The organism is Gordonia sp. PS3 (genome assembly GCF_041950545.1).
Taxonomy (GTDB): Bacteria; Actinomycetota; Actinomycetes; order Mycobacteriales; family Mycobacteriaceae; genus Gordonia; species Gordonia sihwensis.
In genome coordinates this window covers 3,115,291-3,137,303 of the sequence record NZ_CP169524.1, presented here as the reverse complement: position 1 = coordinate 3,137,303, position 22,013 = coordinate 3,115,291, and the positions used below count along the sequence as shown (strand labels likewise).

17 protein-coding genes and 4 tRNA genes are annotated in these 22,013 nt (G+C 67.1%); 14 read left to right on the top strand and 7 right to left on the bottom strand.

Going from position 1 to position 22,013, the window contains the following annotated elements; all coding sequences use genetic code 11:
* The first annotated feature begins 51 nt into the window (after window positions 1-51).
* Both fusA and tuf read left to right on the top strand, forming a co-directional pair.
* Window positions 52-2,157, top strand: a complete 2,106-nt coding sequence (gene fusA, locus ACE11G_RS14455; RefSeq protein ID WP_006894479.1) for an elongation factor G — start codon at window positions 52-54, stop codon at window positions 2,155-2,157.
* Window positions 2,158-2,358: 201 nt separating this feature from the next.
* On the top strand, window positions 2,359-3,549 hold the full coding sequence (gene tuf, locus ACE11G_RS14450; protein WP_006894480.1) for an elongation factor Tu: 1,191 nt from the start codon (window positions 2,359-2,361) through the stop codon (window positions 3,547-3,549).
* Window positions 3,550-3,668: 119 nt separating this feature from the next.
* Here tuf and ACE11G_RS14445 read toward each other — a convergent pair whose 3' ends face one another.
* Complete coding sequence (locus ACE11G_RS14445) at window positions 3,669-4,139, bottom strand: FABP family protein (protein ID WP_045537597.1); 471 nt, start codon at window positions 4,137-4,139, stop codon at window positions 3,669-3,671.
* A 26-nt stretch (window positions 4,140-4,165) separates the two neighbouring features.
* Window positions 4,166-6,187, bottom strand: a complete 2,022-nt coding sequence (locus tag ACE11G_RS14440) for an NAD(+) synthase (protein WP_375002669.1) — start codon at window positions 6,185-6,187, stop codon at window positions 4,166-4,168.
* A 100-nt stretch (window positions 6,188-6,287) separates the two neighbouring features.
* Between ACE11G_RS14440 and ACE11G_RS14435 the strand changes: the two genes are divergently transcribed.
* Window positions 6,288-6,821: a copper resistance CopC family protein gene (locus ACE11G_RS14435; RefSeq protein WP_006894484.1), complete on the top strand. Its 534-nt coding sequence runs from the start codon at window positions 6,288-6,290 to the stop codon at window positions 6,819-6,821.
* 5 nt (window positions 6,822-6,826) lie between these two features.
* Entirely contained in the window at window positions 6,827-7,735 is a 909-nt protein-coding gene (locus ACE11G_RS14430; RefSeq protein ID WP_052692383.1) for a copper resistance D family protein, read from the top strand.
* On the opposite strand, the gene ACE11G_RS14425 is transcribed toward ACE11G_RS14430, so the two are convergent.
* Window positions 7,732-8,667, bottom strand: a complete 936-nt coding sequence (locus tag ACE11G_RS14425) for an alpha/beta fold hydrolase (RefSeq protein ID WP_045537590.1) — start codon at window positions 8,665-8,667, stop codon at window positions 7,732-7,734. The genes ACE11G_RS14430 and ACE11G_RS14425 overlap by 4 nt on opposite strands.
* 110 nt (window positions 8,668-8,777) lie before the next feature.
* Here ACE11G_RS14425 and ACE11G_RS14420 point away from each other — a divergent pair, with 110 nt between their 5' ends.
* The 10 genes from ACE11G_RS14420 to ACE11G_RS14375 all read left to right on the top strand — a co-directional run bounded on the left by ACE11G_RS14420 (window position 8,778) and on the right by ACE11G_RS14375 (window position 17,919).
* Window positions 8,778-9,668, top strand: coding sequence for an alpha/beta fold hydrolase (locus ACE11G_RS14420; protein WP_375002666.1), 891 nt, complete (start codon window positions 8,778-8,780; stop codon window positions 9,666-9,668).
* 70 nt (window positions 9,669-9,738) lie between these two features.
* Window positions 9,739-9,811 (top strand) — tRNA-Lys (locus tag ACE11G_RS14415).
* A 193-nt stretch (window positions 9,812-10,004) separates the two neighbouring features.
* Window positions 10,005-10,077: transfer RNA gene (locus ACE11G_RS14410), tRNA-Glu, on the top strand.
* A gap of 45 nt (window positions 10,078-10,122) precedes the next feature.
* A tRNA-Asp gene (locus ACE11G_RS14405) sits at window positions 10,123-10,196 on the top strand.
* Between the two features lie 33 nt (window positions 10,197-10,229).
* A tRNA-Phe gene (locus ACE11G_RS14400) sits at window positions 10,230-10,303 on the top strand.
* Between the two features lie 224 nt (window positions 10,304-10,527).
* The gene (locus tag ACE11G_RS14395) at window positions 10,528-13,284 is read left to right on the top strand and encodes a hypothetical protein (protein WP_375002664.1); all 2,757 of its coding nucleotides are present in this window, start codon (window positions 10,528-10,530) and stop codon (window positions 13,282-13,284) included.
* A gap of 93 nt (window positions 13,285-13,377) precedes the next feature.
* Complete coding sequence (locus ACE11G_RS14390; RefSeq protein WP_222111383.1) at window positions 13,378-14,541, top strand: zinc-binding dehydrogenase; 1,164 nt, start codon at window positions 13,378-13,380, stop codon at window positions 14,539-14,541.
* A 149-nt stretch (window positions 14,542-14,690) separates the two neighbouring features.
* Complete coding sequence (locus ACE11G_RS14385) at window positions 14,691-15,245, top strand: YceI family protein (RefSeq protein WP_045537582.1); 555 nt, start codon at window positions 14,691-14,693, stop codon at window positions 15,243-15,245.
* Window positions 15,246-15,320: 75 nt separating this feature from the next.
* On the top strand, window positions 15,321-17,048 hold the full coding sequence (locus ACE11G_RS14380; RefSeq protein ID WP_278126289.1) for an adenylate/guanylate cyclase domain-containing protein: 1,728 nt from the start codon (window positions 15,321-15,323) through the stop codon (window positions 17,046-17,048).
* 1 nt (window position 17,049) lies between these two features.
* Window positions 17,050-17,919, top strand: coding sequence for an oxidoreductase (locus tag ACE11G_RS14375; RefSeq protein ID WP_006894557.1), 870 nt, complete (start codon window positions 17,050-17,052; stop codon window positions 17,917-17,919).
* Between the two features lie 11 nt (window positions 17,920-17,930).
* On the opposite strand, the gene ACE11G_RS14370 is transcribed toward ACE11G_RS14375, so the two are convergent.
* The 4 genes from ACE11G_RS14370 to ACE11G_RS14355 all read right to left on the bottom strand — a co-directional run bounded on the left by ACE11G_RS14370 (window position 17,931) and on the right by ACE11G_RS14355 (window position 21,994).
* A complete protein-coding gene (locus ACE11G_RS14370) occupies window positions 17,931-18,560 on the bottom strand; it encodes an alpha-ketoglutarate-dependent dioxygenase AlkB (protein WP_375002661.1) in 630 nt (209 codons plus the stop codon).
* Window positions 18,561-18,613: 53 nt separating this feature from the next.
* On the bottom strand, window positions 18,614-19,771 hold the full coding sequence (locus ACE11G_RS14365) for a pyridoxal phosphate-dependent aminotransferase (RefSeq protein WP_045537578.1): 1,158 nt from the start codon (window positions 19,769-19,771) through the stop codon (window positions 18,614-18,616).
* 33 nt (window positions 19,772-19,804) lie between these two features.
* On the bottom strand, window positions 19,805-20,257 hold the full coding sequence (locus ACE11G_RS14360) for a hypothetical protein (RefSeq protein ID WP_006894563.1): 453 nt from the start codon (window positions 20,255-20,257) through the stop codon (window positions 19,805-19,807).
* An 84-nt stretch (window positions 20,258-20,341) separates the two neighbouring features.
* Window positions 20,342-21,994 carry a DNA repair helicase XPB gene (locus ACE11G_RS14355; RefSeq protein ID WP_006894564.1) on the bottom strand — a complete coding sequence of 551 codons (1,653 nt, stop codon included), beginning with the start codon at window positions 21,992-21,994 and terminating at the stop codon, window positions 20,342-20,344.
* Window positions 21,995-22,013: the final 19 nt, after the last annotated feature.

The following is a 22,013-nucleotide window of genomic DNA, read 5'->3' as shown; positions in this document are numbered from 1 at the left end:
GCGCTCGCACACTGACAGACTCAGTTCCAAAAACTTCCCGAAGGGAACCTAATGGCACAGGAAGTGCTCAACGACCTCACCAAGGTCCGCAACATCGGCATCATGGCGCACATCGATGCCGGCAAGACCACGACCACCGAGCGCATCCTCTACTACACCGGTGTGAACTACAAGATCGGTGAGACCCACGACGGCGCGTCGACCACCGACTGGATGGAGCAGGAGAAGGAGCGTGGTATCACCATCACCTCCGCCGCCGTGACCTGCTTCTGGAACAACAACCAGATCAACGTCATCGACACGCCAGGTCACGTCGACTTCACCGTCGAGGTGGAGCGCGCGCTCCGCGTCCTCGACGGCGCCGTCGCCGTCTTCGACGGCAAGGAGGGCGTCGAGCCGCAGTCCGAGCAGGTCTGGCGCCAGGCCACCAAGTACGACGTCCCCCGCATCTGCTTCGTCAACAAGATGGACAAGATGGGTGCGGACTTCTACTTCACCGTGCAGACGATCATCGATCGCCTGGGCGCGAAGCCGCTGGTCATGCAGCTCCCGATCGGTGCCGAGGATGCCTTCGACGGCGTCGTCGACCTGCTCGAGATGAAGGCCATCACCTGGCGCGGAACCGTCGAGATCGGCGCCGAGCCGACCATCGAGGAGATCCCCGCGGATCTGGCCGACAAGGCCGCCGAGTACCGCGAGAAGCTGCTCGAGACGGTCGCCGAGTCGGACGAAGCCCTCATGGAGAAGTACTTCGCCGGCGAGGAGCTCACGATCGACGAGATCAAGGGCGCCATCCGCAAGATGACGATCAACTCCGAGATCTACCCCGTGCTGTGCGGCTCGGCGTTCAAGAACAAGGGCGTGCAGCCCATGCTCGACGCCGTCATCGACTACCTCCCGAACCCGCTGGACATCGGCGAGATCGAGGGCCACGTCGTGGGCAACGAGGAAGAGATCATCTCCCGCAAGCCCAGCAAGGACGAGCCGTTCTCGGCACTGGCGTTCAAGATCGCCGCGCACCCGTTCTTCGGCAAGCTCACCTTCGTCCGCGTGTACTCGGGCCGTGTGGAGCCGGGCACCCAGGTCATGAACGCGACCAAGGGCAAGAAGGAGCGCATCGGCAAGCTCTTCCAGATGCACGCCAACAAGGAGAACCCGGTCGACGACGCGGTGGCCGGCCACATCTACGCGATGATCGGCCTCAAGGACACCACGACCGGTGACACCCTGTGCGATCCGGCGAACCCCATCGTCCTCGAGTCGATGACCTTCCCTGACCCGGTCATCAACGTCTCGATCGAGCCGAAGACCAAGTCCGACCAGGAGAAGCTGGGCACCGCGATCCAGAAGCTCGCCGAAGAGGATCCGACCTTCTCGGTGAACCTGGACGAGGAGACCGGCCAGACCGTCATCGGCGGCATGGGCGAGCTCCACCTCGACATCCTGGTCGACCGCATGAAGCGCGAGTTCAAGGTCGAGGCCAACGTCGGCAAGCCGCAGGTCGCCTACCGTGAGACGATCCGCAAGACCGTCGAGAAGCACGAGTTCACCCACAAGAAGCAGACGGGTGGCTCGGGTCAGTTCGCGAAGGTCATCATCAAGCTCGAGCCGCTGGTCGACGCCGAGGACGGCGCGACCTACGAGTTCGCGAACGCCGTCACCGGCGGTCGTGTCCCGCGCGAGTACATCCCCTCGGTGGATGCCGGTGCGCAGGACGCGATGCAGTACGGCGTTCTGGCCGGCTACCCGCTGGTCAACCTGAAGGTCACCCTCCTCGACGGTCAGTACCATGACGTCGACTCGTCGGAGATGGCCTTCAAGATCGCCGGTTCGCAGGCCCTCAAGGAGGCTGCGAAGATGGCTCAGCCCGTCATCCTGGAGCCGATCATGGCCGTCGAGGTCACGACTCCGGAGGACTACATGGGCGACGTCATCGGCGACCTGAACTCCCGCCGTGGCCAGATCCAGGCCATGGAGGAGCGCAGCGGTGCACGAGTCGTCAAGGCTCAGGTGCCGCTGTCGGAGATGTTCGGCTACATCGGAGACCTGCGGTCGAAGACTCAGGGCCGGGCTAACTACTCCATGGTTTTCGACTCGTACGCTGAAGTTCCGGCGAACGTGTCGAAGGAGATCATCGCGAAGGCAACGGGCGAGTGATCTCGCCCTCCGCCTTGGCGGAGCTCGCGCCGGGGTCGGCTATCGAATCCGCGCGCACAAACGAATAAGGTGGACGGCCAGGTCCCGGCACGACGCCGGGCCGGCCGGACACCGGTTCAGCAAGACCGCTCCTGCCGACGGCAGGAAGTAAGAAACCCACTGCTGGGAACCACCCGGCAGCAACAGTCCAGGAGGACACAAGTGGCGAAGGCGAAGTTCGAGCGGACCAAGCCGCACGTGAACATCGGCACCATCGGTCACGTCGACCACGGCAAGACCACCACCACGGCGGCCATCACCAAGGTGCTCGCCGACCAGTACCCGGACCTGAACGAGAGCTTCGCTTTCGATCAGATCGACAAGGCGCCTGAGGAGAAGGCTCGTGGTATCACGATCAACATCTCCCACGTCGAGTACCAGACGGAGAAGCGTCACTACGCTCACGTCGACGCTCCGGGTCACGCCGACTACATCAAGAACATGATCACCGGCGCCGCTCAGATGGACGGCGCAATCCTGGTCGTGGCTGCCACCGACGGCCCGATGCCGCAGACCCGCGAGCACGTGCTGCTGGCTCGCCAGGTCGGCGTCCCCTACATCCTCGTCGCACTGAACAAGGCCGACATGGTCGACGACGAGGAGATCATGGAACTCGTCGAGATGGAGGTCCGCGAACTGCTGGCCGCCCAGGAGTTCGACGAGGACGCTCCGGTGGTCCCGATCTCGGCGCTGAAGGCGCTCGAGGGCGAGGAGAAGTGGGTCAAGTCCATCCAGGACCTGATGGCCGCTGTCGACGAGTCGATCCCGGACCCGGTCCGTGAGACCGACAAGCCGTTCCTGATGCCCGTCGAGGACGTCTTCACCATCACCGGTCGCGGCACCGTCGTCACCGGTCGCGTGGAGCGCGGCGAGGTCAACGTGAACGAGGAAGTCGAGATCGTCGGCATCCGCGAGAAGAGCACCAAGACCACCGTCACCGGTATCGAGATGTTCCACAAGCTGCTCGATTCGGCTCAGGCCGGCGACAACGCGGGTCTGCTGCTCCGCGGCCTCAAGCGTGAGGACGTCGAGCGCGGTCAGGTCATCGTCAAGCCGGGCACCACGACTCCGCACACCGAGTTCGAGGGCCAGGCGTACATCCTGTCGAAGGACGAGGGCGGCCGTCACACCCCGTTCTTCAACAACTACCGTCCGCAGTTCTACTTCCGCACCACGGACGTGACCGGCGTCGTGACCCTCCCCGAGGGCACCGAGATGGTCATGCCGGGCGACAACACCGAGATGACTGTCAAGCTCATCCAGCCGGTCGCCATGGACGAGGGCCTGCGCTTCGCTATCCGCGAGGGTGGCCGCACCGTCGGTGCCGGCCGCGTCACCAAGATCATCAAGTGATCTAGTCTGACGACTCAGGACGCCCGTCCCGCTGATGCGGGGCGGGCGTTCTGCTGTTCCCGGGGGCTCCAGGCGTCCGTCGAGTTCGTCGGCGAACCCGAACCGGCGTCGGCGCCGCCTCAGGCTCGGTGGAGCTCGGCGTGCAGATGGTGCGAGACGGGGACGTCGGCGTAGGCCATCCACAGGTCGTACGTGAGGGTGTCGCCGGCGAGTTCGAAACGGCGTTTCACCGCGTGCACCTGTTTCGCGTCGGGGGAGACGCCCAGGGTGTGCTGGGCGAACTCGAGAACGGCGTGGTGAGCGGGGGCGCGCTGGAGTTCCACGAAGCCGGTCGGCTGCGCCACCAACAGTTCCACGTGCTGCTTGCCCGCCAGACGCAGGAAGCCGGTCTCGGTGTGCATCGGGCGGCCGCCGCCCGGTGCGCGCGTGCGCGATCGATAGAACAGGAAGGGCCGTCCGCTCGGCGACAGCTCAATCTCCTCGTCGTAGGTGAAGCTGTCGATCGTCGCATAGTGTCCGGCGCCGGTACCTCGCCAGAGACCGGCGAAGGCAGCGAGCGGGCCGAGGGGGTTGCGCTGTGAATCGGACATGCTGCCAGGTTAGACCCCGACCGGGGTCAGTCCGGGTGCAGTTCGCGCAGCCAGGACGACGACGGCGCGTCGGACGGCGACCGCCAGTCGCCGCGCGGCGAGAGCGATCCACCCGACCCGATCTTCGGGCCGTTCGGCATCGCGGTGCGCTTGAACTGGCTCGACATGAACCGCTTCAAGAAGACCGTCAGCCACTTGTCGATGGTGGCCTCGTCGTACTCGTTGCGTTCGTCGTCGCGCATCAGATCCGACCACGGGCCGCGGCTCCGATCGCCCCACGCCTGCCGGGCGAGGTAGGCGATCTTGCTGGGCCGGTAGCCGAACCGCGTGAGGTAGTAGAGGAAGAAGTCGTGCAGCTCGTACGGGCCGACGTGGTCCTCGGTGCTCTGGATGTTGCCCTCGGCGTCGGCGGGCACGAGCTCCGGTGAGATCACGTCGGAGAGGATCTCCTGCAGGGTGCTGACGGTCTCGGGTCCGTAGCGGGCGGTGCTGATCTTCCAGCGGATGAGATGCTGGATCAGCGTCTTGGGGACGCTGCCGTTGACGTTGTAATGCGACATCTGGTCGCCGACCCCGTAGGTGCACCAGCCGAGCGCCAGCTCCGACAGGTCGCCGGTGCCCAGCACGATCCCGCCGAGGTGGTTGGCCAGCCGGAAGAGGTGGGAGGTGCGCTCTCCTGCTTGGACGTTCTCGAAGGTGACGTCGTAGACCGGTTCCCCGTCGGCGAACGGATGCTTCAGGTCGGCGAGCATCTGCATGCATGACGGCCGGATGTCGAGTTCGTTGCCGGTGACGCCGAGCGAGTCCATGAGGACGTGGCTGCGCGCCAGGGTGGCGCCGCCGGTGGCGAAGCCGGGCATCGTGTACGCGTGGATGTTGGTGCGCGGCAATCCCATCGCGTCGAAGGCCTGGACGGCGACGAGCAACGCGAGGGTGGAGTCGAGACCGCCGGAGACGCCGATGACCACCTTGTCGATTCCGGTGGAGCGCAGCCGCGCGACGAGCCCCTGCACCTGGATGTTCAGCACGTCGTGGCACCGCTCGTCTCGGTCGGCGGCGTCGGCGGGAACGAACGGGAAACGCGCGACCGTCCTGCGCAGAGCCCCGGTGGTCTCGGGGACGTCGAGGTCGAACGAGATGCGGCGCATCGCCCGCGAGCGTTGGGCGAAATCGCCCACCTGGTCGCGCAGGGAGATCATCCGGGACCGCTCCTGCCGCAGCCGGTCGAGGTCCACATCGCTGACGATCAGCTGCGGTTCCATCGAGAAGCCCGCGGTGCGCGCCAGCAGGGTGCCGTTCTCGGCGATCAGTGCGTCGCCGTCCCAGGCCAGGTCCGTGGTCGACTCGCCGAAGCCGGCCGAGACGTATACCTGCGCGGCGATGCAGCGCGCCGAGTGGCCGGTCACCAGCGACCGCCGGTACGCCTGCTTGCCCACCGTGACCGGGCTGCCCGAGAGGTTGACCAGTACGGTGGCCCCGGCGAACGAGGCCCAGGTGCTCGGTGGGATCGGCACCCATCCGTCCTCGCACACCTCCACGTGGATTCGCAGGCCGGGCAGGTCGTCTGCTTCGAAGATCAGGTCGGCGCCGAACGGCACGCGCTGTCCGCCGATGACGGCGGTGTCGCGGACCGCGTCGCGTGCGGCGGCGAAGTAGCGCTGCTCGTAGAACTCGCGGTAGTTGGGCAGGTACGACTTCGGTGCGACGCCGAGCACGCGGCCGCCGTGGATCACGATCGCGCAGTTGTACAGGGCGTCGTCCACCCGCAGCGGAGCGCCGACGATCACCACGGGCGTCGTCTCAGCGGTCGCGGCCACCACGGCGGCCAGCGCGGCCTCCACCTCGTCGAGCAATGCATCCTGCTGGACGAGGTCGTCGACGCTGTAGCCGCAGAGGCCCAGCTCGGGGAAGGCGACGACGGCCACCGACTCCCGATGGGCCTGCTGGATCAGTTCGACGGTGCGCGAGGCGTTCTGACGCGGGTCGGCCAGGGCGACCTGCGGGACGGCAGCGGCGAGACGGGCGAAACCGTGTGAGTAGACCGACACTCCTTCAGGCTAATGCGTCGCTGCGTGCCACGATGGAGGGGAGTCGGCGCGGGCCGCCTCGTCTGTGTCCGTAACGTCTTCAAGGTCAGGTGTTCTGCGCATGTCCAGGTTCCTCGCACGTTCTTCTGTCTTCGCGGTCCTCGCGGCCACCGCCGCTCTCCTGGTGGGGCTGGTGGCGGGCCCGGCGTCGGCGCATTCGGCGCTGGTCGGCTCCGACCCCGAGCAGGGGGCCAAGGTCGCGACGGCTCCCGAACGGGTGACGCTGACCTTCAACGAGAACCTGAAGTCCTCCTACGCGGTGCTCAAGGTGGTCGGCCCCGACGGACACTTCTGGCAGCAGGGCGAGCCCACGGTCGACGGTCGCGACATATCCGTTGCCCTGCACGGACTGGGGCCGGCCGGTGAGTACAAGGTCAACTACCGCGTGACGTCGGCCGACGGCCACCCGGTGGAGGGCCAGGTGACCTTCGAATTGACGGCTGCGGGCAACGGCACCCCCGGCGCCGTCGCCGACGACTGGCAGCCGGAGACCGATAACGGTGTGAAGGTGTGGCCGTTCATCGTCGGCGGTGTGGTCGTGGTGATCGTCGTGGCCGGTGTGCTGGCGCTGCTGCTGGCCCGTCGCCGACGCTGACCCGCATGCCCGGAGCCGAGACGGTGCGACTGCGCGCCGGATTCGCCATCGCCGCGGCGGCTCTGGCGGTGGTGGGCGTGGCGATCTGCCAGGCGCTGGCCGCACCCGAGCCGGCGGCGTGGGCCGGCGCGGTGACGATCGGTTCGCTCTCGCTGCTGCTCGGCCTCGGTGCACTGCCGCTGATCGGCGCGGAGCCCTCGGTCCGGGTGATCGTCGGCGCCGGGGCGATGTGGGGAGTCGCCAGCGTCATCGGCGGATGGCTGCAGGTGGCCGACCGCATCGGGGTCTCGCCGTTCGAGGTGGGTGTCGGTGATCTGACGACCGGCGTGCAGACCGGCTTGCCGGTGCTGGTCGGCGCCGTGGGATCGCTGGCCGTCCTGGGCTGGGGTTATGCCGCACTCCGGGCGGAGCCGCCGGTGCTCTTGGTCTCCGTGATCGCGGGCCTCGGCGTGCTGGCGGTCTCGGTCACCGGCCACGGCGGTGAGTCGGTCTGGACCCCGGTGTTCCTCGCCGTGCATTCGATCTGTGCGGCCTGGTGGGCCGGCACGCTCGCCGCGCTGGTCGTCACGGTGCGCGGGAAAGGCGGCTGGGCCCGGACGCTTCCGGAGTTCTCCCGATGGGCGATGCCCGCGGTAGGCGCGTTGACCGTCACCGGGGTGGTCGCGGCGGCGGTGCAGCTCGGTGTGGGTCCGCAGCTGTGGGAGACCGGCTACGGCCGGATCCTCGTGGCGAAGGCGGTTCTGCTGGCGGTGGCGCTGGCGCTGGCGTGGTGGCACCGGCGGTCGTGGCTGCCGCGCGCACGACGGCACGGAGTGAGCGAGCGGGAGTCCATCGTCCGGGCCGGCACCGAAGTGCTGGTGCTGGCACTGATTCTGGGTCTGGCGGCCGGGTTGGCGACCACCGGGACCGGTTAGCGGCCGGCGTCGCCGCTTCCCGCCGCCGGCCGATCCCAGGCGGCGAGCAGGATGTCGAGCATCTCGATGCTGTGGCCGAGGCCGCTGATGTGGCTCTGGCCGGCCAGCGGATGGAGTTCGGCGTGCGGGAGCAGCTTCACCATGTGCTCGCCGTGGGCGAACGGGATGATGTTGTCGGCGTCGCCGTGCCACCAGTGCACATAGGCGTCCACGTCGGAGATCCGGAATCCCCAGTCGCGGACGAACAATTGCAGGTCGGCGAACGGAGCCTCCATGCGGCGGCTGCCGCCGTGCAGCAGGTCGTCGAGGAACATCGCCCGGAACTCCGGGCGTGAGAGCAGTTCCCGGTCGGCCTCGGGGGAGAGGCGGCCGTAGAGGCTGATCGCCGGGTCGGCGATGGGCCGCGCGAAGCCCAGGACCGTGCTCAGCACCGACCCGATCGGTCGGCCGGCCACGTTGAGCAACGGAACGGCGAACTGTGCGAGGTCCACGGCGCCGCCGCGGATCCCGTCGGGTCCGTTGACCGGAGCCACACCGCCGACGATCCCGGTCGACACCACGCGGTCGGGCAGGAAGCGCGACACGGCGAGTGAGTACGGGCCGCCGCCGGAGAGTCCGATCACCGAGAAGCGGTCGACGCCGAGGGTGTTCAGGACGGTCTGGAAGTCGAGCGTGAAGTCGGCGATCGACTCGTACCGGTGCGGCGTCGACGACCCGACGCCCGGCCGGTCGAGCCCGATCAGGCGGAAGCCGCGCGTCTCGGCGTATTCGCGCGCCTCGGTCGGGATCTGCCGTCGGGCTCCGGGGGTGCCGTGCAGCCACACGACGGCCGGGCCGCCGGGGGAGCCGAACTCGGAGAAGCCGATGCGGCGGCGTCGCTTGTCGCCGACGGCGATGGAGCCCTCGAGTTTCGGGCGGTCAATCGGAATCACGTCGCGGAGTATGTCAGATGCGCGCTGCCCGCACGAGATGGATTCTCATATTTGTCTAAGAGGAGCCTGTGAGCAGGGACGACCCTCTCGGGCGGGTGTATTTTGGAGGGATGCCAGCACTGAGCAGTCGTCTCGCCACCATGCGCCGCGGCATCGGTCACGCCATGCGTCCCTATCCGGTCACCGGGGTCCCGTCGGGCCGGCGGCTCGAGCTTCCGGGGCGCGGGGAGACCTTCGTCACCGACTCCGGGCGGCGCGACGGTCCGGCCGTCTTCCTGCTTCACTCGGTCAGCACCACCGGACTGCTCTGCTGGTATCCGGTGATCCCGCTCCTGGAACGCGACTTCCGCGTCATCACCATGGACCACCGCCTGCACGGTCGCGGGATCGAGTCCGACACGTTCTCACTCGACGACTGCGCGGACGACGTGGTCGCCGTCGCCGACAGCCTCGGAATCGACTCGTTCATCGCCGCGGGATTCTCCATGGGCGGAGGAATCGCACAACTCGCCTGGCGTCGCAGCCCCGACCGGGTGGCCGGGCTCGTCCTCTGTTCCACCGGCCCGTACTTCTCCAGCATCGATCCCGCCCGGCTGGCGCTCGAGCAGCGTCTCGGCAAGGCGCTGAGCGTCGTCGAAAAGGTTCTCCCCACTCCGTCGGAACGGATCCTCGACGACCCGACCGCTCATCCGGTCAAATGGGGTCTGGCACAGGTCACCTCCACGAGACTCGGTCTGCAGGGCGTGTTCGCCGAGGCGATGGCCCGATTCGATTCGCGCGATTGGCTCGGTGAGATCGATGTGCCGACCTCGGTGGTGGTCTCGACGTTCGACAAGGTGGTGCAACCCGAACGGCAGCAACTGCTCGTCGACGGCATCCCGGGCGCTCGGCGTTTCGACGTCGCCGGTGGCCATGCGTGCTGTGTGCTGGGCGCGGAGAAGTTCATTCCGGAGTTCACGGCGGCCGTCCGTTCGGTCGAGCGCCAGTCGTTGACCGTCTGACACGAGAGGTCGTGCCGGAGCGTCGGTCGGCGGTTCGGTAGACTGCCACAAGTCGTGCACCGCACGCGACGCCCCTATAGCTCAGTTGGTAGAGCTACGGACTTTTAATCCGCAGGTCGTAGGTTCGAGCCCTACTGGGGGCACTGGTGGAAGCCAGGCCGGAGAGCATCTCCGGCCTGGCTTCTTCGCTTCCGGTCTCCGACGGCCGCCGGCGCGGCGCTCGCCGATCACCCTCGATGTGCGTTGCGAATAGCCGAAAAACGTCGCTGACCACACGATTTGCGTTCTGTCGACGAAGTGCCATAAAGTTTGTCTCGCTCCCAACGAGGAACACCGGCCCCCTTCGTCTAGCGGCCTAGGACGCCGCCCTTTCAAGGCGGTAGCGCGGGTTCGAATCCCGTAGGGGGTACGCAGTGAGAGTCTGATAAGGTTCTCAAGGCAACAAATTGAATATGGCCCTGTGGCGCAGTTGGTTAGCGCGCCGCCCTGTCACGGCGGAGGTCGCGGGTTCGAGTCCCGTCAGGGTCGCTTTTTGGTTTCGGTTTTTCACCGGCACCGTCCGGCCAGGTAGCTCAGTTGGTACGAGCGTCCGCCTGAAAAGCGGAAGGTCGTCGGTTCGATCCCGACTCTGGCCACATTCGATCAGAGGCCCACCGGCAACGGTGGGCCTCTGATTCTTTTCGTCTGAACATCTCTCGTCTCCTGAACATCTCCGGCAGGCCCGCGGACGGTGTGAACCGGATCGAGTTCACTGTGTGTCCATGTCATTCGGCTGCCGCGTAACCTTAGGGTCCAGCTAGGAAGTTTCTGCCGCCCTGTGGAAGGGTTTCGGTGATAGCAGCGCGCACAAGGAGGGGCGATGGCCAACGGCGGGACGCCGCAGGAGAACGATCCGGCGTTGAACATTGTCGACAACGTCGTCGACCGCGAGTACACCGTCGAGCGGTTGGTGGAGAACCCGGTAGAGAAGGTCATCGATAAGCCGGTCACGCTCGAGCGGATCGTGGAACGGCTGGTGGTCAACACCGTCGACACCATCATCGACAAGCCGGCGACGGTCTCGCGGCTGATCGAGAAACCCGTTGTGACGGTGGTCGACGAGATCGTCGACAAGCCCGTGAGCGTCAGCCGCGCCGTGGAACGCCCGGTGGTGACGATCGAGGACGAGGTCGTCGACAAGCCCGTCAACATCCATCGCCGGGTCGAGAAGCCGGTGGTGACGGTGGTCGACAACATCATCGAGATGCCGGTCGAACTCCAGCGACTCGTGCAGCAGCCGGTGGTGACGGTGGTCGATGAGATCGCTGAGAAGCCGGTGGAGCTGTCGCGGTTGGTGGAGAAGCCGGTGGTGACGGTGGTCGATGAGATCGCTGAGAAGCCGGTGGAGTTGCCGCGGTTGGTGGAGAAGCCGGTGGTGACGGTGGTCGATGAGATCGCTGAGAAGCCGGTGGAGTTGCCGCGGTTGGTGGAGAAGCCGGTGGTGACGGTGGTCGATGAGATCGCTGAGAAGCCGGTGGAGCTGTCGCGGTTGGTGGAGAAGCCCGTCGTCACCTTCGTCGACGAGATCGTCGACACCCCCGTCGACGTGCCGCGCGTCATCGAGAAGCCGATCGTGACGGTGAAGGACGAGATCGTCGACAACGAGATCGACATTCCGAGGTTGGTGGAGAAGCCGATCGTCACGATCCTCGACGAGATCGTCGACAAACCGATCGAGATCCAGCGGCTCGTGGAGAAGCTGCTCGTGACTGTGGTGGACGAGATCGTGGAGCGGCCCACCGAGGTCTCGCGCATGGTGGAGAAGCTGCTGGTCGAGATCACCGACGACGTCGTCGAGAAGCCCATCAGCGTGGAGCGGATGGTGGAGAAGCCGATCGTCACCATCGTCGACAAGGTGGTGGAGGTTCCGGTCGAGTCGGTCGTCGAGAAGGTGATCGAGAAGCCCGTCGAGAAGATCGTCGAGGTGATCCGCGAAGTTCCCGTCGAGAAGATCGTCGAGAAGGAGATCGAGGTCCCGGTCGAGAAGATCGTCTACAAGCCTGTCGAGAAGGTCGTCGAGAAGCACGTCGACGCGACCGAGGAATCGGCGGTGGAGACGACGGTCGAGAAGGAGATCGAGGTCCCGGTCGAGAAGATCGTCTACAAGACGGTCGAGAAGGTCGTCGAGAAGGAGATCGAACTCGTCGTCGAGAAGGCGGAGATCAAGACCGTCGAGGTGCCGCGCGAGGTGATCGTGGAGCAGATCGTCGACAAGCCGATCGAGAAGCCGGTCGACCATGTGGTCGAGCGGATCGTCGAGAAGCCGAACGTGGTCGAGAAGGTGATCGAGAAGCCGGTCGACCGTGAGGTGGAACGGATCGTCGAGATCCCCAACGTCACCGAGCAACTGGTCGAGAAGCCGGTGGACCATGTGGTCGAGCGGGTGGTCGAGAAGCCGAACGTGGTCGAGAAGATCGTCGAGAACCCCGTCGAACACGCCGTGGAGCGCGTGGTCGAGAAGCCCGAACTGGTCGAGAAGATCATCGAGAAGCCCGTCGAGCACGTGGTGGAACGGGTTGTGGAAGTGCCCAACGTCGTCGAGAACGTGGTGGAGAAGCCCGTCGACCGTGTCGTCGACAAGGTGGTCGAGATCCCCAACGTCATCGAGCAGGTGGTGGAGCGGCCCGTCGACCGCGTGGTGGAGCGGGTGGTGGAGCGGCCGAATGTGGTCGAGAAGATCGTCGAGCAGCCGGTGGACCATGTGGTGGAGCGGGTGGTGGAGCGGCCGAATGTGGTCGAGAAGATCGTCGAGCAGCCGGTGGACCATGTGGTCGAGCGGGTGGTGGAGCGACCGAACGTGGTCGAGAAGGTCATCGAGCAGCCGGTCGACCGCGTGGTGGAACGCGTCGTCGAAGTGCCCAACGTGATCGACAAGGTCGTCGAGCGCCCCGTTGACCGCGTGGTGGAGCGGGTGGTGGAGCGGCCGAATGTGGTCGAGAAGGTCATCGAGCAGCCGGTGGACCGGACCGTCGAGCGCGTGGTGGAACAGCCCAACGTGGTCGAGAAGATCGTCGACAAGCCGGTGGAGCACGTCGTGGAGAAGATCGTCGAACGGCCGGAGATCATCGAGAAGGTGGTCGAGCAGGAAGTCCGCCGCGAGTTCGACAAGAACGTGCAGACCCCCGTCCTGGTGGAGAACGTGATCGAGAAGCGGTTCGACCACGTCGTGGAGCGGATCGTCGAGAAGCCCGTCGAGCACATCGTGGAGAAGGTGGTCGAGAAGCCGGTCTACGTCGAGGTCGAGAAGGTGGTCGAGAAGCCCATCGAGCAGATCGTCGTGGTCGAGAAGCCGGTCATCGTCCGCAAGGTGGTCGAGAAGCCGGTGGAGACCTACGTCGAGGAGTCCGAGGACACCGTCCGGACCGTGACCCACGACCAGCCGGAGCCGGCGACCGGCGGCGAGACGCAGTACGTCCAGCCCGAGCCCGACACCGGCAGGCATCACTGGGTGGACGCCGGCACCGGGCAGCACCCGGACCACGGCTTCGCCGGCTCCGAATCCGAGGAGACGCGGCCGCGCGTCAAGGTGGACCCGACGTACACCGTTCGCCGGGCGCGCCACCGCAGTCCCGACTGAGATCAGTAGGCACGACGGCATCCGAGGGGAATGTTCCCTCGGATGCCGTTGTGCGTCCTGATGCCGGCACGCACCCGGCCCTACAGTGGACGCATGAAAGCTGTGGTGTGTCACGAAGGTTCGCTCGACGTGCGCGAGATGGAGGTTCCCCGCCCCGGTCCGGGCCACGTATTGATCAAAGTGCTCCGCGCCGGGATCTGCGGGTCCGACCTGCATGCGCGGGTTCACGGAGACGTCGCGGCCGACATCGGGGAGAAGGTGGGCTACGACCACTTCATGCGCCCCGCCCACGAGGTGGTGATGGGCCACGAGTTCGTCGGGGAGGTGGTCTCGTACGGTCCCAAGTGCCGCAAGCGGTGGAAGCCGGGCACCGCGGTGGTCGCGCTGCCGATCATCCGTCACGACGGCGAGGTCGAAATGGTGGGGCTCTCGGCGCAGGCGCCCGGAGCGTACGCCGAATACATGGTGGTCCAGGAAGATCTGGCGATGCCCGTCCCCGACGGTGTGGACGTGGAACTCGCGGCCTTGACCGAGCCGCTCGCGGTGGCGCATCACGCGGTCCGGCGCAGTGAGATCGGCCGGCGCGACGTGGCCGTTGTGGTCGGCTGCGGCCCCATCGGCCTCGCGGTGATCCTGATGCTGAAAGCGGCGGGAGTGCGCACGGTGGTCGCCGCCGACCTCTCCGAACTGCGCCGCGACCTCGCCCGTCAGTGCGGAGCAGACGTCGTGGTCGACCCCGCCGTCGACAGTCCTTGGGACGCGGCGCCGCAACAGAGGAAGCACTTCACCCGCGTCGGAGATCTGTTCTCGGTGGCATTCGACGCCATGCACGCACTTCAGACCATTCCCCGGACGCCGTGGTGGTCGCTGATGAGCGTCGCCGACAAGCTGTCGCTCACGCCGCGCGGGCCAGTGGTCTTCGAATGCGTCGGCGTTCCCGGAATGATCGACGACCTCGTCGCGCACGCGCCCTTCCGCTCGCGGGTCGTGGTGGTCGGAGTGTGCATGGAGCCGGATGTCTTCCAGCCGGCGATGGCAGGCAACAAGGAGATCGACCTGCGCTTCGTCTTCGGCTACGACCCCGCCGAGTTCCGGGCCACGCTGCACATGATCGCGCGCGGGACGGTTCAGCCGAGGCCGCTGCTGACCGGGACGGTCGGGCTCGGCGGTGCCGCGGGGGCATTCGAGGCGCTCGCCTCGGCACGCAGTCACGCGAAGATCCTCATCGATCCGGCGAGCGACGTCGTGGACGTCTGAGCGTCCGGAGGTGATCCGGCGGCACTTTCCGTGATTGGCGCCACAACAGGAATTATCCGGACCACGGTCCGGTTATGCTCTGTGTGTGCGGCACACGCCGCCGCAGAACCACAGACGCCATCGAGATCGCTTCCGCAAGGAGAACCGTCATGACTGCAGCAACCGTCACCCCCGCTGACCTGACCCCCGGCACCTGGACCATCGACCCGGTCCACTCGACCATCGGCTTCTCGGTCCGCCACCTGATGGTCTCGAAGGTCCGCGGCACCTTCGACGCCTTCACCGGCGCCATCACCATCGCCGAGGACGGCACGCCGTCGGTTCAGGCCGAGATCGACGTCACCTCGATCAACACCCGCAACGAGCAGCGCGACGGCCACATCAAGTCGGCCGACTTCTTCGACGCCGAGAAGTTCCCGACCGCCACTTTCACCTCCACCTCCGTGGTGGAGAAGGGCGGGGACTACGAGCTCACCGGCGACTTCACGCTCAAGGGCGTCACCAAGCCGGTGACCCTGAAGATGGAGTACAACGGCGTCAACGCGGGAATGGGCCAGGGCCCGGTCGCGGGCTTCGAGGCCTCGACCGTGATCAACCGCAAGGATTTCGGCATCGACATCGAGATGCCGCTGGAGACCGGTGGAACCGTGGTCGGTGACAAGATCACCATCACGCTCGAGATCGAGGCGACGCACACCGCCTGATCGCTCCACCCCGACATCACCTCCCGGTCTTCGGTAATCTCAGTGAGATTCCATTGGGCCGGGAGGTGATTGCTTGTGCGTGGCGAGACTCGCACTGAGCTGCACCGTTTTGCCGAATGGGTGGACCGCAGGCTGAAACTGGCCTACTTCGGCGGGCGGCTCGTGGAAGGCGGAAGCGAACGCGTCGCCACCGAGTGGCGGGCGATGGACGTGGAGACCCGCCGCGGAATCGTCGCCCGGGCCATGGTGCTCGGAAGCGCGATTCTCGGCGGGGCCAAGATCCTGATCAGCATCGAGACCTTCATCGCGGTGTTCCTCGCGTTCAGCGGCGGCGAACTCACGCTGCACTCGGGTTCCGAGGATCCCGGCATGCTCGCGGTGCTGTTCTCGACGCTGGTCGGACTGATCGTCAGTCTCGCGATCTCGCTGCTGTTCCTGAAACCGCAGTTCGCGTGGTTCGTCAGCGGCGGTCCCGCCGACGACGACCGTCGAAGACAAGTGCAGGTGATCCCGACCCGCGTGGTGTACGCCGACCTGGTCGGCTGGCTCGCCGCGTACCTGATGTACGTGGTGCTCTCCGACGCCGAGCCGGTGTTCCTGCTCGCCATGCTCGTGGCGTTCATGCTCGCCGCCATCACCTCGGCGTGCCTGAACTACATGTTCATCGAGAGCGCGGTCCGGCCGTTGACGGTGCTCGCCTTCGGCGGGCGGTCGATGCGGTTCGCGATGCACGGCGTGCGCGAGCGCATGGCGGTGATCTGGCTGGTCTCCTCGGCGGTGCCGATGGTCGGGATGGTCACGATCATCGTAGGGCGGGTACTCGGCCTGGTCCCGCAGGTGGAGGATCGTTTCGACTGGCCGATCGCGTTCCTGGCCTTCATCGCGCTCGCCTCGGGCGGGCGCGTCGTCGGACTGGTGGGCCGTGCGATCCGCGATCCCCTCAACGAGATGAGCGATGTCATCGAATCGGCTCGCGACGGCGACCTGACCAGGCGCGTCGCCGTCTACGACTCCTCCGAGATCGGTGTGCTCCAGCACGGCATCAACGGGATGCTCGACGGCCTTCAGGAACGTGACCGGATGCGCGAGATCTTCTCCCGCCACGTCGGAGTGGGGGTCGCCGACCTGGCTCTCGAACACGGCGGAGATCTGGTCGGATCGAACACCGAGGTCGCGGTGATCTTCGTCGACATCACCGGGTCGACGTCGTTCGCGGCGCGGCGCGACCCGCGCGAGACCGCGGTGGTGCTCAACGCCTTCTTCTCCATCGTCGCCGAGGTGGTGGAACGGCACGGCGGCTTCATCAACAAGTTCGAGGGCGATGCGGCGCTCGCCGTATTCGGTGTGCCCGCGCCACTGGACAATCCCGCCGAATCGGCGTTGGTGGCCGCGCGCGAACTCGGTGTGGCGCTCGGTGAGAAGCTCCCGCTGGAGTGGGGGATGGCCGTGGCCTACGGTCCGGTGTTCGCCGGCAACATCGGAGCGCGGACCCGGTACGAGTACACCGTGATCGGGGACCCGGTGAACGAGTGCGCGCGGTTGTCCGACCGGGCCAAGGAGGGATACTCGCCCGTCTACGCCAGCGGCGCGGCCATCGACCGTGCCGGCGCCGACGAGGTGGCGAAGTGGCGCCGCGTGGATCGGGTGACCCTGCGCGGTCGGCCGGAGCCGACCGAGATCTTCGCGCCGCGCGAGTTGCTGATCCGCGCCGAGCCGCCGTCGCTCGGTAGTGTGCTGGCTGACCTGGTGAAGTTCGCCATACCGCGTGAGCGTTCGCCGCGTGCGGCCGCGAAGGAGCAGTGACATGAGCGATCGGCCGACAGCCGGATTACCCGACCAGAGCGGCCGCACCTGGGTGATCACCGGCGCGAACAGCGGGCTGGGTGCCGAGATCGCCAGGGCTGCCGCGGCGGCAGGCGCCGACGTGACCCTCGCCTGCCGCAACCTGGACAAAGCCGAACGTGTGGCGGGCCGGATCGGCGCGTCGGCGCGCGTCGCGCATCTCGATCTGGCCGATCTGGGCTCTGTGCGCGATTTCGCGGCCGGCGTCGAGCCGTTCGACGTCCTGGTCAACAACGCCGGAGTGATGGCACTGCCGCACAGGCGTACGGCCGACGGTTTCGAGATGCAGATGGGCACCAACCACCTGGGGCATTTCGCCCTCACCGGACTGCTGCTGCCCAGAGTGCGCGAGCGGATCGTCATCATGTCCTCGCTCGCGCAGAACTGGGGAAGGATCCACGCCGACGACCTCAACTGGGAGCGGCGGCGCTACAACCGCTGGGCGGCGTACGGCGACTCCAAGCTGGCGAACACCGTGTTCGGACGAGAGCTGGCGCGCAGGCTCACCCAGTCGGGATCCCCCGTGCGGGCGGTCCTGGCTCATCCCGGCTACACCTCGACCGGTCTGATGGGGCAATCCGAGACGCCCGTGGACTACCTGATGAAGGCGGGCGCGATGCTTCGCGTGGGACAGCCGGCGGCTCAGGGGGCGTTGCCCGCACTGTTCGCGGCGACGGCCGACGTCCCGAACGGCAGCTATTGGGGACCCAACCGGGTGCTGCGCGGTACACCGTCGCGCGCACGCTATCGTGCGGCGGCCGACGATCAGCGGGTTCGCGACCGCCTCTGGTCGGCGTCCGAGGAACTGACGGGCGTCACTTTCGACGTCTGAGAGCGCGCGGGTCAGCGCACCCCGGCGGGACGGAACTGGACGCTGATCCGCGGGCCGGCCCCGGGCGTCTTCGGGACCGCGTGATCCCATGTGCGCTGGCATGAGCCACCCATCACCAACAGATCGCCGGAACCGAGGACGAACTTCCGTGACGGTCCGCCGCCCCGCGGGCGCAGCAGAAGGGTGCGCGGAGCGCCCAGGGAGACGATCGCGACCAGGGTGTCGTCGATCCGTCCCCGGCCGATCCGGTCACCGTGCCAGGCGACGCTGTCGGAGCCGTCCCGATACAGTGCCAGCCCCGCGGTGGCGAAGCCCTCGGGCAGTTCTCGTCGGTAGTGGTGCGTCAGTGCATCGCGGGCCCGTTCGAGGATCTCGTGCGGCAGCGCGCTGCGCTGATCGTAGAAGGCCAGCAGCCGCGGGACGTCGACCACCGACTCGTACATCTGCCGGCGTTCGGCTCGCCACGGCACATCGGCGCGCAGGGCGTCGAACAGGTGCATCGACCCGGTGACCCAGCCCGGGCGCACATCGACCCAGGCGCCGTCGGAGAGCGGGTGTTGTACGGTGATCGCGCTCAGTGCGGCCAGGCCGACGTCCGCGTCAGCCGAGTCGAACAACGAGGCCTGAACTCCAGTGCCCATGGCTGGAGCCTACCAGGGTATCGAACGTACGTTCTAGTATGAACGGCGCGCGGTCATCGCAGGCTGCCGAGTCGCTCGGCGGCCTCGGCGATGACCTCGTCGCGCTTGCAGAAGGCGAAGCGGACCAGGTGCCGCCACGGCTGATCGTCGTCGACGAATGCGCTCACCGGCACGGCGGCGACCCCGATCCGCGCCGGCATCTCGCGGCAGAACTCGAATCCGTCCGAATACCCGAGAGGGCGCGGATCGGCGCAGACGAAGTACCCGGCCTCGCTGCGGTGGACGTCGAACCCGGCCGTGCGCAGCGCGTTCGACAGGACGGTCCGTTTGCGCGCCAGGTCGGCGGCGTTGGCCCGCACCCAGTCCATCTCGGTGCGCAGCGCGTGCGCTACCGCGGGCTGGAACGGTCCGCTGCCGACGTAGGTGAGGAACTGCTTGGCCGCACGCGCCGCCGCCACCAGATCGGCGGGGCCGGTGATCCAGCCGACTTTCCACCCCGTGCACGCGAAGGTCTTGGCGGCGCTCGAGATCCGCAGGGTGCGCTCGGCCATGCCGGGCAGCAACGCGAGCGGGTGCTGGCTGCGGCCGTCGAAGAGCAGGTGCTCGTACACCTCGTCGGTGATGGCGACGGCGTCGTACTCGATCGTCAACCGTGCGATCTGGGCGAGGTCGTCGTCGGTGAGTACCGTGCCCGTCGGATTGTGCGGCGAGTTGACCAGCACCGCAGCGGTATTCGGTCCGAACGCGGCGGCCAGCGCCGATCGGTCGAGCACGAATCCGTCGCCGTCGCGCACCAGCGGAACGGTGCGCCGGACACCGCCCGCGAGGGCGACGCAGGCCGCATAGGAGTCGTAGTACGGCTCGATCATCACCACCTCGCGGCCGGGCTCGACGAGCCCGAGCAGGGCACCGGCGATGGCCTCGGTGGCGCCGACGGTCACCAGGACCTGCGAATCGGGGTCGCGGTCGATGCCGTAGTGATCGCGCTCATGTGCGGCGATCGCGTGGCGCAGCGACGGCACGCCGATCCCGGGCGGGTACTGATTGCCGCCTGATTCGATCGCGTCGACGGCCGCCGCCAGCATCGATGCCGGCCCGTCGGAGTCGGGGAACCCCTGACCCAGGTTGATCGCGTCGTGCTTCACCGCCAGGGCCGACATCTCCGCGAAGACGGTGGACGTGAACGGGCGCATGCGGTCGACCAATGGCATGGCTCCAGGTTGGCACACACCCGACCCATGCGGTCAGCGGACGTGCGCCACTCCCGTGCACGTCGGCGCGGCCAGGGTGAGGAAGGGCCCTCGGTTCATCGCTCGCGTGGTGATCCGGACCGGTCCCGGACCCGTGGCGATCTCCGCCGAGAACCCGGCGCCCTCGGCGTCGTGGGTGAAGTGGGCATTGCTCTGGCCGCTCCGGCCGGTGCGCAGGTTCTTCCAGGTCAGGGTGCCGTCGGTGCGGTAGCCCCAGATGCTCGGATTGCCCCAGGTGACGCTGATGCGCCCATTGCCGTCGGGGTAGACGGTGACGCCGCCGTAGTAGGGATTATCGATGATGTTCGGTGACAGGCCGATGCAGTTCTGCGCGACGTACTCGCTGGTCTCGATGTCGGCGCCGGCCGCGCCGGCCCCGGCCGCGGTTCCCGCGACGACGGCTCCCGCTGCGAGAGCGACGACAGTTCCGGTGACGAGACGGTTCACGGTTCCCCCTTGGAATCGACGATGGTGTTCGAACCCCCGACAACCGGTATGTCGCACGAACAGACGACGAGTGTTACGTGCGTCTCACGGCAGCGGCGGTCCGACGATGTCGTCGGCGTCGACGATCCGGTACGCGTAGCCCTGCTCGGCGAGGAATCGCTGGCGGTGCGCGGCGTAGTCGGCGTCGAGGCTGTCGCGCGAGACGACCGAGTAGAAGTGCGCTTGACCGCCGTCGGCCTTGGGCCGCAGCAGACGGCCGAGGCGCTGGGCCTCCTCCTGGCGAGAACCGAACGTACCCGAGACCTGAACCGCCACCGAGGCCTCGGGGAGATCGATGGAGAAGTTCGCGACTTTCGAGACCACCAGGGTCTGCAACTCTCCCCGGCGGAAGGCGTCGAAGAGCTTCTCGCGTTCGGCGTTCCGGGTGGAGCCCTGGATCACCGGGGCGTCGAGTTCCCGGCCCAACTCCTCGAGTTGGTCGATGTAGGCGCCGATGACGAGGGTCTGGGAGTCCCGGTGGCGTTCGAGGATCGACCGGACCACGCGGATCTTGGAGTGGGCGGTGGAGCAGAGCTTGTACTTCTCCTCCGGTTCGGCGACGGCGTACTGCAGCCGCTCCGAATCGGTCATCGTCACCCGGACCTCGATGCACTCGGCCGGAGCGATCCAGCCCTGCGCCTCGATGTCCTTCCACGGGGCGTCGTAGCGTTTGGGGCCGATGAGGCTGAAGACGTCGCCCTCGCGTCCGTCCTCGCGGACCAGCGTGGCGGTGAGGCCGAGGCGCCGTCGCGACTGGAGGTCGGCGGTCATGCGGAAGACCGGGGCCGGAAGCAGATGCACCTCGTCGTAGATGATCAGACCCCAGTCGCGCGAGTCGAACAGGTCGAGGTTCTTGTATTCGCCTTTCGACTTGCGGGTCATCACCTGGTAGGTGGCGATGGTGACGGGGCGGATCTCCTTGCGCTCGCCCGAGTACTCGCCGATCTCGTCCTCGGTCAGGGAGGTCCGGGCCACCAACTCGCGCTTCCACTGGCGGCCGGCGACCGTGTTCGTCACGAGGATCAGCGTGGTGGCGCCGGCCTTGGCCATCGCCGCGGCGCCGACCATAGTCTTTCCCGCACCGCACGGCAGGACTACGACGCCCGAACCGCCCGCCCAGAACGAGTCGGCCGCCAACTCCTGATAGTCGCGCAGATGCCAGTCGGTCTGCTCCAATTCGATCGGGTGCGCCTCGCCGTCGACGTAACCGGCGAGGTCTTCCGCGGGCCAGCCGACCTTCAGCAGGATCTGCTTGAGGCGCCCGCGCTCGGACGGGTGGACCACGACGGTGTCGTCATCGATCCGCGCGCCGAGCATGGGCGCGACCTTCTTGTTCCGCAGGATCTCCTCCAGCACGGCGCGATCCAGACTCACGAGGGTGAGCCCGTGCGCGGGGTTCTTCATCAGCTGGAGCCGCCCGAAGCGGCCCATCGTGTCGACGATGTCGACCAGCAGCGGCTGCGGAACCGGGAAACGCGAGTGCGTGACGAGGGCGTCGACCACCTGCTCGGCGTCGTGGCCGGCGGCCCGCGCGTTCCACAGTGCCAGCGGAGTGACCCGGTAGGTGTGGACGTGCTCGGGAGCGCGCTCGAGTTCGGCGAAGGGTGCGATCGCGGCCCGCGCGGCGGCCGCCCCCGGATGGTCGACCTCCAGCAGGAGGGTCTTGTCCGATTGCACGATGAGAGGTCCGTCGGTCACCGGTCCATTGTCCAGGTTC

Coding starts and splice junctions, on each gene's coding strand:
- ACE11G_RS14430 (WP_052692383.1), top strand. CDS start 6,827: ATGCCCGGAGCCGAGACGGTGCGACTGCGCGCCGGATTCGCCATCGCC.
- ACE11G_RS14385 (WP_045537582.1), top strand. CDS start 14,691: ATGACTGCAGCAACCGTCACCCCCGCTGACCTGACCCCCGGCACCTGG.
- ACE11G_RS14435 (WP_006894484.1), top strand. CDS start 6,288: ATGTCCAGGTTCCTCGCACGTTCTTCTGTCTTCGCGGTCCTCGCGGCC.
- ACE11G_RS14445 (WP_045537597.1), bottom strand. CDS start 4,139: ATGTCCGATTCACAGCGCAACCCCCTCGGCCCGCTCGCTGCCTTCGCC.
- ACE11G_RS14365 (WP_045537578.1), bottom strand. CDS start 19,771: ATGCCATTGGTCGACCGCATGCGCCCGTTCACGTCCACCGTCTTCGCG.
- ACE11G_RS14375 (WP_006894557.1), top strand. CDS start 17,050: ATGAGCGATCGGCCGACAGCCGGATTACCCGACCAGAGCGGCCGCACC.
- ACE11G_RS14390 (WP_222111383.1), top strand. CDS start 13,378: ATGAAAGCTGTGGTGTGTCACGAAGGTTCGCTCGACGTGCGCGAGATG.
- ACE11G_RS14420 (WP_375002666.1), top strand. CDS start 8,778: ATGCCAGCACTGAGCAGTCGTCTCGCCACCATGCGCCGCGGCATCGGT.
- fusA (WP_006894479.1), top strand. CDS start 52: ATGGCACAGGAAGTGCTCAACGACCTCACCAAGGTCCGCAACATCGGC.
- ACE11G_RS14370 (WP_375002661.1), bottom strand. CDS start 18,560: ATGGGCACTGGAGTTCAGGCCTCGTTGTTCGACTCGGCTGACGCGGAC.
- ACE11G_RS14395 (WP_375002664.1), top strand. CDS start 10,528: ATGGCCAACGGCGGGACGCCGCAGGAGAACGATCCGGCGTTGAACATT.